The sequence below is a fragment of the Hypericibacter adhaerens genome (assembly GCF_008728835.1).
Lineage (GTDB): Bacteria > Pseudomonadota > Alphaproteobacteria > Dongiales > Dongiaceae > Hypericibacter > Hypericibacter adhaerens.
Genome location: NZ_CP042582.1, coordinates 5,853,823 through 5,865,246, shown reverse-complemented (window position 1 = coordinate 5,865,246; position 11,424 = coordinate 5,853,823). Strand labels below are relative to the sequence as shown.

Below are 11,424 nucleotides of genomic sequence, written 5' to 3'. Positions count from 1 at the left end.
GCTGCCCCCGCTTAAAGCTGTCCTCATTCTTGCACCCAGGGCAGGCCGGCGGCTTTCCAGCCGCCCGCACGGCCACGATGGTGCTCAGCGTCGAGGGCCCCCTCGAACCCCTCGCTGACATTGAAGCAACGGCTGTAGCCCATGGCGGTGAGCGCCATGGCGGCTGCCTTCGAACGGGCGCCGCTGCGGCACAGAAACAGGACGGGCGTGTCCTTGTCGGGAAGCACCTTCGCCAGCTCGGCGGCGAAGGCCGGGTTCACCTGCATGGCGGGATAGTCCTGCCACGACAGGAACATTGTCTTCTTCCCGAGGCTCGACAGGTCCGGCACGCCGACGAAGCTCCATTCGGGCCGCGTGCGCACATCGACCAGTCGCACTGGCTTTTCCTGGCTCAGCATCTGCCAGGCTTGCGATGGGGAGACGTCTCCGGCGTAGCTCATGTTCGTGTCGCCCCGACCTTCGCTCGACGCTCCCCTGAAGCGCCAGAGTTCACCGAAAATCCGAACGCGCCGTCGCCACACCCGAGCGAAACCGCGTTCCGAAACCGATCAGTGGATGCGACCCGAACTTTCCCCGCGTTCTTGTAGTTTGTGCGCTGAGGATCGTTCGTATTGCCGAGTGTCGGATGTGCGGTCTCGTGGAAATTTTTTACCGCACGCTCGAACCCGCTGAGCCTCCCCGTCGACCACCGGGCGTCGACTCTACTCAGTTGGGTATGGACCACGCAATATGTCCGATAGGTGACGCGAGAAAAAAATCGCTTGCGTTGCCCATCAGCACAGCTTCCGCCGCGGCCCGCAGATGCGGCTTCGAAAAAATGAAGCGCGAGCAACAGAGAATTCGATTCTGCGATCATGCTTCCTTCGCGTTTGCCACAGCAGGGTCGGGGGCGATGCCGCGGGCCTCTCGCGCTGCGGCGAAGAAGGACGCAGAGGGAACGCAAAATGACAACGCGCGCCACCGATGGTGGCGCGCGTTGCCGTCAACACGATAGATGGTTCAGAGCGCCTTGATGCGTGCGCTGAGGCGCGACAGCTTGCGCGAGGCGGTGTTGCGCTGGAGGGCGCCGGTGCGAACGCCGCGCTGAATCTCCGGCTGCGCTTCCTTGAAGGCGGCCTGCGCCGCGGACTTGTCGCCGGCGGCGATCGCGGTCTCGAGCTTCTTGATGACGTTGCGCACACGGCTCACGCGCGCGCGATTCACCGCGGTGCGCCGCTCGGTCTGGCGGATGCGCTTCTTCGCCGACTTATGCTGGGCCATTGTGCCTGCTCTCTTAGATGCGGGAAGGGGGCTGCCCCTCCTGTTCGGGGGCGGCGGGTTATAGCCCCTGCCCCTGGCCCCGTCAAGGCTGGCGAAAGGCCCGAAAAATGAGCCTGCCGCAACGGTTTCTTAGCCTTCGAATCAGCGATCCTTGAAGTCCGGCTGGCGCTTCTCGACGAAGGCCGCCATGCCTTCCTTCTGGTCCTCGGTGGCGAAGGCCGCATGGAACAGCCGGCGCTCGAAGTGCAGGCCCTCGGCCAGCGTGGTCTCGTAGGCGCGGTTCACCGATTCCTTCACCATCAGCACCGCGGGCGCCGACATGGAGGCGATGCGATCGGCGAGCTTCATCGCCTCGTCCATCAGCTGCTCGGCCGGCAGCACGCGGCTGACGAGACCCGACCGTTCCGCTTCGGCGGCATCCATCATCCGGCCCGAGAGGCACATCTCCATGGCCTTGGCCTTGCCCACGAGGCGCGTCAGGCGCTGCGTGCCGCCCGCACCCGGCAGCACGCCCAGCGTGATCTCGGGCTGGCCGAACCTGGCGGTATCGGCGGCGAGGATGACGTCGCACATCATCGCCAGCTCGCAGCCGCCGCCCAGCGCGTAGCCCGCCACCGCGGCGATCACGGGCTTGCGGCACTGCGCCACACGCTCCCAGCCCTTGGTGATGAAGTCCGACAGATAGACATCGACGAAGCTGCGGTCCTTCATCTCCTTGATGTCGGCGCCGGCCGCGAAGGCCTTCTCGCTGCCGGTGATGACGATGGCGCCGATATGCGCGTCGCCCTCGAAATCGTTCAGCGCCTGGCCCAGCTCCTGGACCAGGGCGTCGCAGAGCGCGTTCAGGGCCTTGGGCCGGTTCAGCGTGATCAGGCCGACGCGGCCCTTCTTCTCGACGATGATGTTCTGATAGCCCATGATCTTCCTCGCTCTTCGCGCCGGAGGGTTCTGTCGCAGGAGAGGCTTCGCGGCCCCTCCGGCACCGGATTATTCCGGCGTGACGGTGAAATGGACGGTCAGGGGCCCGCTGCCCTTGACGAAGTCGATCGCGAGCCGCTCGCCCTGCCGGCGATAGCTGTGGCTCGTGGCGGCTTCCCAGCCCAGCTGCGGCAAGGTCGCGCTGTAGAAGTCCAGCACCTGCTGCTGGCTGACATCGCCGGTGGCATAGGCCTCGACGATCCGCCCGCTCGAGGAGCCGAAGGCGTAGCCCGAGCCCGACAGCTCCGTCAGGCCCGGCATCAGGGGAAGATCCTCCACGCCGGCCACGAAGCTGCCACTGTCGGAGGCGGCCCGGGCCACAGGGCTCGTCGTGCCGGCCACCGCGATGCCCGTCGCGAGCAGGAGCGCGCAGAAGAAGGCGCGCGGCAGGCGCCGGGTCCGACGAGGGGCGATCTGGCGATCCATCATGGGCGGTTCCTTACCTCAGCGCTGGCGGCGGGGACAGTAGAAAGTGGAGCGCCCGCCCTGGGTCATCCGGCGGATGCCGCCGGTGACCGCGATGTCACATTCGCAGGCCGGGCAAGCCTCGCCCTCATGCTCGTAGACGGCCCAGCGGTGCTGGAAATAGCCGAGCTCGCCGTCGGTCTGCACGTAATCCCGCAGCGAGGATCCGCCGGCGGCGATGGCCTCGGCCAGCACCGCCTTGATCGCCGCCACCAGCTTCTCGGCACGTGGGCCCTGGACCGTGCCGGCCTTGCGCTTGGGCGAGAGGCCGGCGCGGAACAGCGCCTCGGAGGCGTAGATGTTGCCGATGCCCGCGACCACACGCTGATCGAGGATGGCGGCCTTGATGGAGGTCGCCTTGCGGTCGAGCCGCGTGGCCAGCACGGCGCCGGTGAAGGCCGGATCGAGCGGCTCGGGCCCGAGGCCCTTGATCAGCTTGTGGCGCGCGAGGCCCGCCTCGCTCACCAGGTCCATCATGCCGAAGCGGCGCGCATCGTTGAAGCGGACATGGCCGCCATCGTCGGTCTCGAGGATGATGTGATCGTGCGCCTCGGGCTCGAGCACCGGGCCGTTGCCGATCAGCATGCGTCCGCTCATGCCGAGATGGCAGAGCAGGATCTCGTCGCCCTCGAGATGGATGAGGATGTATTTGGCGCGACGATCAACCTTGAGCACGCGCCGTCCCTGAAGCCGTGCGGCGAAGCCGCGCGGCAAGGGGAAGCGCAGATCCTTGCGGCGCTGCTGCACGCGCGCCAGCCGCCTTCCTTCCAGGCGCAGGGCCAGGCCGCGACAAACGGTCTCGACTTCGGGAAGCTCGGGCAAGGCGGAACGGCTCGGGCGCGGTTGGCGGGGAGGTCGGTCGATCGGGGCGGGAGCGTAGCGCGGCTGGGGGCGCCACGCTATGTTCGCCGCCATGCAACCTGTCGCCCCTGGAAACCCGCCCGGACCGGCCTCCCGTCCCGCCACGCCGGACCCCTCGGCCTCGCAGGACGAGGTCCGGGGCCAGACCCCACAGGCCGAGCAGGTCTCCTTCGGTTTTCGCGAGGTGCCGGCCGAGGAGAAGGCGGGCCTGGTGCGCGGCGTCTTCGACAGCGTGGCCGGCCGCTACGACCTGATGAACGATCTCATGTCGGGCGGAATCCACCGGCTCTGGAAGAAGGCGATGATCGACTGGCTCGATCCCCGTCCCGGCCAGACCGTGCTCGACGTGGCAGGCGGCACCGGCGATATCGCGCTGCGCATCCTCGAGCGCTGGGGCGGACCCGGGAAAGCGGCGGCCGCGGGCGGACGCATCCTGGTCTGCGACCTGACGCCGGCGATGCTGGCCCGGGGCCGCGACCGCGCCATCGATCGCGGCCATCTTGGCGGCATCGAGTGGATCGCGGGCAATGCCGAGGCGCTGCCGCTCGAAGCGATGAGCGTCGATGCCTATACGATCGCCTTCGGCCTGCGCAACGTCACCCATATCGACCGGGCGCTGGCGGAAGCGCGGCGCGTGCTGAAGCCGGGCGGGCGTTTTCTCTGCCTCGAGTTCAGCCATGTCGTGCTGCCGATGCTCGACCGCCTCTACGATCTCTATTCCTTCTCGGTGCTGCCGACGCTCGGCCGCGTCGTCGCCAAGGACGAGGCCTCCTACCGCTATCTCGCCGAAAGCATCCGCCGCTTCCCGCGCCAGGAGGACCTGGTCGCGATGATCGAGGCCGCGGGGCTGGCGCAGGTCCGCTATCGCAATCTGAGCGGCGGCATCGCCGCGCTGCATTCCGCCTGGCGCATCTGACGCCGTCATTCGGGAGCCTTTCCGCCCTTGATCCGCAGCCTGCGCAATCTGACCCGGCTTCTGCGCGTGGCCCATATCCTGGCGCGCCATGGCGCGCTGCAGCCGCTGGCCAATGCGCTCGAGGCGGCCGGCGGGCGCTCGACCTTCCTCGACATCGCCAAGCTCCTGTTCGGCCGCGGCATCGGCACGGGCCGGCCGGGCGAGCGGCTGGCGGCGGCGCTGGTGGAGCTCGGCCCCGCCTTCATCAAGCTGGGCCAGATGCTGTCGACCCGCACCGATCTCCTGGGCGCGCAGTTCGCGGCCGACCTCTCCACCCTGCAGGACCGCCTGCCGCCCTTCTCCTCCAGCATCGCCCGCGCCACGATCGAGGCGGAGCTGGGCCGCCCGATCGGCACGCTCTTCGCCAGCTTCGACGACCGCCCGATCTCCGCCGCCTCCATCGCGCAGGTGCATTTCGCGGTGCTGCCGCCCGCCACGGCGGCGGACGCGCCCGGGGAAGAGCCGGCCGTGAGCGGCGAGGTCGCGGTCAAGATCCTGCGGCCCGGGATCGAGCGGGCCTTCCGGCGCGATGTCGACCTGCTGCGCTGGGTGGCCGATCTCGTCGAGCGCACGCAGCCGCGGCTGCGCCGCTTCCGCCCCGTGGAGGCGATCGAGAGCTTCGCGCGCCAGGTCGAGTTCGAGATGGATCTGAGGCTCGAGGCCGCGGCGGCCGACGAGCTCGCGCATAACTTCGCCGACGATCCGACCTACCGCGTGCCCAGGGTCGACTGGACCCGCAGCGCGCGGCGCGTGCTGACGCAGGAACGCCTGACCGGCATCCGCATGGACGACCGCGCGGCCCTGATCGCGGCCGGCCACGATATCGACCAGGTGCTGACGCGCGCCGCCGCGATCTTCTTCAAGCAGGCCTTCCGCGACGGCTTCTTCCACGGCGACCAGCATCCCGGCAACATGGTGGTCGATGAGGAGGGCCGGATCGGTGCGGTCGATTTCGGCATCATGGGCCGCCTCGACAAGCCGACCCGCATCTATCTCGCCGACATGCTGCTGGGCCTGCTCGAGCGCGACTATCGCCGGCTGGCCGCGATCCATATCAATGCCGGCATCGTGCCGGAGACGGAATCGCGCGACATGCTGGCGCAAGCCCTGCGCGCGATCGCCGAGCCCGTGTTCGGCCGGCCGCTCAACGAGATCTCCTTCGCCCGGCTCCTGGGCCAGCTGTTCCAGCTGGCGGAGACCTTCGACATGCAGGTGCCGCCCCACCTGCTGCTGCTGCAGAAGAACATGCTGATGGCCGAAGGGGTCAGCCGGCAGCTCAACCCGGATCTCAATATCTGGACCCTGGCGCAACCGTTGATCGAGGACTGGATGCGGGAGAACCGGGGGCCGGAAGCGCGGGCGGCCGAGGCCGTGGAGAGCGGCATCGCCCTGTTCCGCCGCCTGCCGCGGCTCCTGCAGGCCCTGGAGCAGGCCGCCAACCGGCTGGCCCAGGAGAAGCCCCCCCGGCCCCTGGCGCCCCTGGGCACGCCCTGGTGGGTCTGGGCGGCCCTGGCGCTGGCCCTCGGGATCGCCCTGTTTCACTAGCTTTTGTGGGGATTGCTCCCGGGGCAGAGCCCCAGGCGGGCGGAGTCCGCCCATCCCCTTGACCCGACTGAAATACATTATACTTATCAATGTTATAGACACATGGATCCGGCTCGGGCCCAAGACAATCTTGGCGCGCGCAAGACTTGTGCTAGGACCCCTGCGCGCCTAGGTTAAACGCAGCACTGAACCGTGAAATTTCAGGAATTGCGCCAATGCTGGCGGGCAAACGCATCCTCCTCGTCATCGCGGGCGGTATCGCCGCCTATAAGAGCCTCGAGCTGATCCGGCGCCTCAAGGACCGGGGCGCCACGGTGCGAGTCATTCTCACGCGTGCCGGCGCCGAGTTCGTGACCCCGCTCTCGGTCGCCGCTCTCAGCGGCGAGAAGGTCTATGGCGACCTGTTCTCGCTCACCGACGAAAGCGAGATGGGCCATATCCGTTTGAGCCGCGAGGCCGACCTCGTGGTGGTGGCGCCGGCGAGCGCCGACCTCCTGGCGAAGATGGCGCATGGGCTGGCCGACGATCTCGCCTCGACCGCGCTGCTCGCCACCGACAAGGAGGTGCTGGTGGCGCCGGCGATGAATGTCGAGATGTGGGGCCATGCGGCGACGCAGGCCAATATCGCGACGCTCAAGCTGCGCGGCATCCGCCAGGTCGGACCCAACGCCGGCGATCTCGCCTGCGGCGAGGTCGGCTCGGGCCGCATGGCGGAGCCGCATGAGATCCTCGAGGCGATCGAGCGCTATTTCGGCCTCTCGGCGCCGCTGGCGGGCATAAGGGCGCTCGTCACCAGCGGCCCCACCCATGAGCCGATCGATCCGGTGCGCTTCATCGCCAACCGTTCCTCGGGCCGCCAGGGCCATGCCATCGCGGCCGCCCTCGCGCGGCGCGGCGCCACGACGCTCCTGGTCTCGGGCCCCACGGTCGAGCCCGACCCGGCCGGCGTCGAGGTCAAGCATATCGAGACCGCCGAAGAGATGTGGGCCGCCTGCCGCAACGGGCTGCCGGCCGACGTCGCCGTCTGCGCCGCCGCCGTCGCCGACTGGCGTCCGGCGCTCGCCGCCGGCGAAAAGATCAAGAAGGCGAAAGGCAAGGCGCCGCCCGCGATCGCGCTGACGGAGAACCCCGATATCCTCGCCGGCCTCTCCGCGGCCGGCAACGGCCGCCCGCGCCTGGTGATCGGCTTCGCCGCCGAGACCGAGAAGCTGGTGGAGAACGCGACCGCCAAGCGCCTCGCCAAGGGCTGCGACTGGATTCTCGCCAACGATGTGTCGCCCGGCACCGGCACCTTCGGCGGGCTCGACAACCTGGTGCATCTCGTGAGCGCCGCGGGCGTCGAGGACTGGCCGCGCATGTCGAAGCAGCAGGTGGCCGAAGAGCTCGCCGACCGCATCGCGGCCGAGCTGAAGAGAGCCTCGTGACGGCGGCCCTGAAGGTCACGCTGCAGCGGCTGGCGCACGCGGCGGGACTGCCGCTGCCCGACTATGCGAGCGCCGAAGCGGCCGGCATGGATCTGGTGGCGGCCGTGACGGCGCCGGTGACGCTGGCACCCGGCGAGCGCGCCCTGGTGCCGACCGGCCTCGCCGTCGCGCTGCCGCCGGGATACGAGGCGCAGGTGCGGCCGCGCTCGGGCCTCGCCCTCAAGCATGGCATCACACTGCTCAACAGCCCCGGCACCATCGATGCCGATTATCGGGGCGAGATCGGCGTCATTCTCGTCAATCTCGGGCAGGCCCCCTTCACCGTCGAACGGGGTCTGCGCATCGCCCAGATGGTGGTGGCACCGGTGACGCGCGTGGCCTGGGTCGAGGCCCAGGCCCTGCCCGACACGGCGCGCGGCACCGGAGGCTTCGGATCGACCGGCGTCGGTTCCAAGCCGGCCGCCGCCACCGGCCGCTAGCACGAACACGGAGGCCCGTCATGCTCCGACTGTCCAAGCGTCTCTTGTTCGCGATCGAGGCCGTCGTCGATATCGCCTATCACAGCGGCAACCGTCCGGTGCAATCCGGCGAGATCTCCGAGCGCCAGGGCATTCCGCGGCGCTACCTCGAGCAGGTGCTGCAGCATCTGGTGAAGAGCGGCATCCTCACCGGCCAGCGCGGCCCCCGCGGGGGCTACCGCCTCGCGCGCGAGCGACGACGCATCAGCCTGGGCGAGGTGGTCCGCATCATGCGGCAGATCGATCTGGTGCCCGATCCCCTGGCCGAAGGCGGAGGTTCCGTGATCGGTATGCAGGTGGTGCGACCGCTCTGGCGCGAGCTCCAGGATTCCATGCTGCTCGAGCTCGACAAGATCACGGTCGAGGATCTCTGCCAGCGCGCCCAGACCGCGGGCGTGCCGAGCAACGCCGCCGAACGGCTGGATTTCACGATCTGAGACCCGAACCGCTTGCCCAAACCGACATCATCGTCCGGCGCCGCCTCGGGTGCCGGCCCCATGAGGAGACCCTGACCATCATGACCGCCACCAAGACCGCCGTCGGCGCCTCGGCCCGGGAGCCGGAGTTTCGCGGCCGCATCTATGACAGCATCCTCGACACCATCGGCGCCACGCCGCTGGTGCGCCTCGACAAGCTCGCGCGCGAGGGTGGATCGAAGGCGGAGATCGTCGGTAAATGCGAGTTCTTCAACCCGCTGGCCTCGGTCAAGGACCGCATCGGCCTGGCGATGATCGAAGCGCTCGAGGCCGAGGGCAAGATCCGCCAGGGCACGGTGCTGGTGGAGCCGACTTCGGGCAATACCGGCATCGCACTCGCCTTCGTCGCCGCGGCCAAGGGCTACCGCCTGATCCTGACCATGCCCGAGAGCATGTCGGTCGAGCGGCGCAAGATGCTGAAGCTCCTGGGCGCCGAGCTCGAGCTGACGCCGGCCGCGCAGGGCATGAACGGCGCCATCCGCCGCGCCGAGGAGCTGGTGGCACAGATCGGCAATGCCGTGATCCCGCAGCAGTTCCGCAACCCGGCCAACCCCGAGATCCATCGCCGCACCACGGCCGAGGAAATCTGGCGCGACACCGGCGGCAAGGTCGATGTCGTCGTCAGCGGCGTCGGCACCGGCGGCACCCTGACCGGCGTCGGCGAGGTGCTGAAGCCGCGCCGGCCGGGCCTGCGCATGGTCGCGGTCGAGCCCGAGGACAGCCCCGTGCTCTCCGGCGGCACGCCCGGCCCCCACAAGATCCAAGGGATCGGTGCGGGCTTCATCCCCTCGATCCTCAACAAGGACCTGATCGACGAGGTGGTGCGCATCGGCAACGAGACCGCCTTCCGCACCGCGCGGCGCGTGGCGAGGCTCGAGGGCGTGCCGGTCGGCATCTCCTCGGGCGCGGCGCTCGCCGCCGCCCTCGAGGTCGGCGCGCGTGCCGGCATGGACGGCAAGCGCATCGTGGTGATCCTGCCCTCCTTCGCCGAACGCTACCTCTCGACCGCGCTGTTCGAGGGGCTGGAGTAGACGCACGCGACCTGCCGTCATCCAGCACTCTCGGCATCACCTCGCCCTCCCCTGTCATCCCCGCGAAAGCGGGGATCCATGGAAGGGCCCCAGCGCGGCATCGACATGGGCCCCCGCTTTCGCGGGGGTGACGATGGTGTGGGCGGCAGCGAAAGAAGCGACGGCAGAAACGGCATTCTCGGCTGAGTAAAATGGATCTCTCCGACACCCAGATCGAACGCTATGCCCGCAACCTGATCCTCGACGAGATCGGCGAGGATGGGCAGGAGAAGCTCCTGGCGAGCAAGGTGCTGGTGCTGGGCGCGGGCGGGCTGGGCTCGCCGCTGCTGCTCTATCTCGCCGGCGCCGGGGTGGGAACGCTCGGCGTGGTCGATCACGATGCGGTCGATCTCTCGAACCTGCAGCGCCAGGTGCTGCACCGCACCGAGGATGTCGGCCTCACCAAGACCGACAGCGCGGCCGCGGCCATCGCCCGCATCAACCCCGAGATCGCCGTCACGCGCCACAAGCTGCATCTCGACGCCTCGAATGTCGGGGATCTCATCGCCGGCTACGATCTCGTCGCCGACGGCAGCGACAATTTCGAGACCCGCTTCCTGCTCGCCGATGCCTGTCACAAGGCGAAGAAGACGCTGGTCTCGGCGGCCGTGGTGCGGTTCGACGGGCAGCTCACCACCTTCAAGCCCTATCTGGGACCGCCCCATCCCTGCCTGCGCTGCCTGCATCCGGAGATGCCGGACGAGGACGCCGTGCCGCGCTGCGAGCAGGCGGGCGTGCTGGGCTCGGCCGCCGGCACGATGGGCACGTTGCAGGCGACCGAGGTGGTCAAGGAGCTCTTGGGGCTGGGCGACAGCCTGTCGGGCCAGATCCTGCTCTATGACGCGCTCTCGGCCGTCTTCCGCAAGATTCGCCTGCCCCGGCGCGCCGGCTGCCCGGGCTGCGGCGGCTGAGGACGACCCGGATCGAACACCGTCGGGCTAAGCCGGGCGGTGCGCCTGGTCCCAGGCCGTGACCAGCGCCACCAGCTCGGCGAGCGCCTCCGGATAGCAGAGATTGGGATTGGCGATGTTCTTGGTCGGCCGATATACGGCGCCATCGGACACCGCGGTCAGATCCGACCATCCCGGCCGCGCCGGGACGGGATGGGTCATCGCGTTCGGACAGCCGTTGCAATCGAACGCCAGCACCATATCGGGCTGCGCGTCCCGGATGGCCTTGAACTCGGTCCAGGCCACCGTGTCGCCGGGGCTGGCGAACAACGGCTCGCCGCCGCTCAAGCGAATCAACTCGGGCGCGAGATGTCCGCCCGCCATGACGAATCGTGCCGGATTGGCGAACCGGCGCTTCGGATCGGGATCGTATTTGATGCAGACGCAATATTCGAACAGGACGGTCGGGCGGCGGGCCGGCGCGATCCGGCCGGCGAGAACGGCGTCGCGCTGCGCTGCCAATCGCGCCACGATGTCCCGTGCCGTTTCCGGTTCGCCGACGATCTCGCCGATCGCGAGGATCTGGCGATCCAGGTCGGCCAAGGTGCGGATATCGAAATTGTGGAACGCGTCCGGCCCGAGGCCGAACATCCCGGCTTCATAGGCATCGAGCGTGCCGGTTCCGGATGCCAGAACCATGTCCGGCCGGAGCGCCATCGTCTGCTCGCGATCCGCCTGGGGCCAGCCGCCGACTTCCGGCAAGGCTTCCCAATGGCGCAGCCGCGGCGCGACCGCATCCGCCGACAGGCCCCAGACCTCGAGATAGCTCCGAATGGACGGCAGGCAGTAGTGGGTGCGCCCGACGACCCTGTCATCGGCGCCGAGCGCGAACAGAATCATCGAGACGTTGGGGGACAGGGAGAGCAGGCGCTGAGGTCGGCTCATGCTGGGTTGCTGGCCTCTGGCTCTTTCCCAATCCTTC

Annotated in this window: 13 protein-coding genes; 7 read left to right on the top strand and 6 right to left on the bottom strand. The window is 68.8% G+C overall.

Annotation, left to right across the window (positions count from 1 at the left end; translation table 11 throughout):
• Positions 1–23: 23 nt before the first annotated feature.
• From FRZ61_RS26280 to mutM, 5 genes are all read right to left on the bottom strand, one after another.
• On the bottom strand, positions 24–440 hold the full coding sequence (locus FRZ61_RS26280) for a rhodanese-like domain-containing protein (RefSeq protein ID WP_151120597.1): 417 nt from the start codon (positions 438–440) through the stop codon (positions 24–26).
• A 559-nt stretch (positions 441–999) separates the two neighbouring features.
• Positions 1,000–1,260, bottom strand: coding sequence for a 30S ribosomal protein S20 (gene rpsT / locus FRZ61_RS26275; RefSeq protein ID WP_151120596.1), 261 nt, complete (start codon positions 1,258–1,260; stop codon positions 1,000–1,002).
• A 141-nt stretch (positions 1,261–1,401) separates the two neighbouring features.
• A complete protein-coding gene (locus FRZ61_RS26270) occupies positions 1,402–2,178 on the bottom strand; it encodes an enoyl-CoA hydratase (RefSeq protein WP_151120595.1) in 777 nt (258 codons plus the stop codon).
• Positions 2,179–2,247: 69 nt separating this feature from the next.
• On the bottom strand, positions 2,248–2,667 hold the full coding sequence (locus FRZ61_RS26265) for a hypothetical protein (RefSeq protein WP_151120594.1): 420 nt from the start codon (positions 2,665–2,667) through the stop codon (positions 2,248–2,250).
• Between the two features lie 15 nt (positions 2,668–2,682).
• On the bottom strand, positions 2,683–3,525 hold the full coding sequence (gene mutM / locus FRZ61_RS26260; protein WP_151120593.1) for a bifunctional DNA-formamidopyrimidine glycosylase/DNA-(apurinic or apyrimidinic site) lyase: 843 nt from the start codon (positions 3,523–3,525) through the stop codon (positions 2,683–2,685).
• 91 nt (positions 3,526–3,616) lie between these two features.
• Here mutM and ubiE point away from each other — a divergent pair, with 91 nt between their 5' ends.
• The 7 genes from ubiE (at position 3,617) to FRZ61_RS26225 (ending at position 10,463) form a co-directional block, all read left to right on the top strand.
• On the top strand, positions 3,617–4,480 hold the full coding sequence (gene ubiE, locus FRZ61_RS26255) for a bifunctional demethylmenaquinone methyltransferase/2-methoxy-6-polyprenyl-1,4-benzoquinol methylase UbiE (protein WP_151120592.1): 864 nt from the start codon (positions 3,617–3,619) through the stop codon (positions 4,478–4,480).
• Between the two features lie 27 nt (positions 4,481–4,507).
• A complete protein-coding gene (ubiB, locus tag FRZ61_RS26250; RefSeq protein WP_151120591.1) occupies positions 4,508–6,064 on the top strand; it encodes a 2-polyprenylphenol 6-hydroxylase in 1,557 nt (518 codons plus the stop codon).
• Between the two features lie 215 nt (positions 6,065–6,279).
• A complete protein-coding gene (gene coaBC / locus FRZ61_RS26245) occupies positions 6,280–7,488 on the top strand; it encodes a bifunctional phosphopantothenoylcysteine decarboxylase/phosphopantothenate--cysteine ligase CoaBC (RefSeq protein ID WP_151120590.1) in 1,209 nt (402 codons plus the stop codon).
• A complete protein-coding gene (gene dut / locus FRZ61_RS26240) occupies positions 7,485–7,967 on the top strand; it encodes a dUTP diphosphatase (protein WP_151120589.1) in 483 nt (160 codons plus the stop codon). The genes coaBC and dut overlap by 4 nt, the downstream gene beginning before the upstream one ends.
• 20 nt (positions 7,968–7,987) lie before the next feature.
• Entirely contained in the window at positions 7,988–8,443 is a 456-nt protein-coding gene (locus tag FRZ61_RS26235) for an RrF2 family transcriptional regulator (RefSeq protein WP_151120588.1), read from the top strand.
• Positions 8,444–8,523: 80 nt separating this feature from the next.
• Positions 8,524–9,513: a cysteine synthase A gene (gene cysK, locus FRZ61_RS26230; protein WP_151120587.1), complete on the top strand. Its 990-nt coding sequence runs from the start codon at positions 8,524–8,526 to the stop codon at positions 9,511–9,513.
• A 191-nt stretch (positions 9,514–9,704) separates the two neighbouring features.
• Positions 9,705–10,463: a HesA/MoeB/ThiF family protein gene (locus FRZ61_RS26225; protein ID WP_151120586.1), complete on the top strand. Its 759-nt coding sequence runs from the start codon at positions 9,705–9,707 to the stop codon at positions 10,461–10,463.
• A 27-nt stretch (positions 10,464–10,490) separates the two neighbouring features.
• On the opposite strand, the gene FRZ61_RS26220 is transcribed toward FRZ61_RS26225, so the two are convergent.
• Positions 10,491–11,387 (bottom strand): ABC transporter substrate-binding protein, encoded by an 897-nt coding sequence (locus tag FRZ61_RS26220; protein ID WP_151120585.1) that lies wholly within the window; start codon positions 11,385–11,387, stop codon positions 10,491–10,493.
• Between the last annotated feature and the right edge of the window lie 37 nt (positions 11,388–11,424).

Excerpts from the sequence above, each read along its gene's own strand:
- FRZ61_RS26280 (WP_151120597.1), bottom strand. The coding sequence starts at position 440 with ATGAGCTACGCCGGAGACGTCTCCCCATCGCAAGCCTGGCAGATGCTG.
- rpsT (WP_151120596.1), bottom strand. The coding sequence starts at position 1,260 with ATGGCCCAGCATAAGTCGGCGAAGAAGCGCATCCGCCAGACCGAGCGG.
- FRZ61_RS26270 (WP_151120595.1), bottom strand. The coding sequence starts at position 2,178 with ATGGGCTATCAGAACATCATCGTCGAGAAGAAGGGCCGCGTCGGCCTG.
- FRZ61_RS26265 (WP_151120594.1), bottom strand. The coding sequence starts at position 2,667 with ATGATGGATCGCCAGATCGCCCCTCGTCGGACCCGGCGCCTGCCGCGC.
- ubiE (WP_151120592.1), top strand. The coding sequence starts at position 3,617 with ATGCAACCTGTCGCCCCTGGAAACCCGCCCGGACCGGCCTCCCGTCCC.
- coaBC (WP_151120590.1), top strand. The coding sequence starts at position 6,280 with ATGCTGGCGGGCAAACGCATCCTCCTCGTCATCGCGGGCGGTATCGCC.
- FRZ61_RS26235 (WP_151120588.1), top strand. The coding sequence starts at position 7,988 with ATGCTCCGACTGTCCAAGCGTCTCTTGTTCGCGATCGAGGCCGTCGTC.
- cysK (WP_151120587.1), top strand. The coding sequence starts at position 8,524 with ATGACCGCCACCAAGACCGCCGTCGGCGCCTCGGCCCGGGAGCCGGAG.
- FRZ61_RS26225 (WP_151120586.1), top strand. The coding sequence starts at position 9,705 with ATGGATCTCTCCGACACCCAGATCGAACGCTATGCCCGCAACCTGATC.
- FRZ61_RS26220 (WP_151120585.1), bottom strand. The coding sequence starts at position 11,387 with ATGAGCCGACCTCAGCGCCTGCTCTCCCTGTCCCCCAACGTCTCGATG.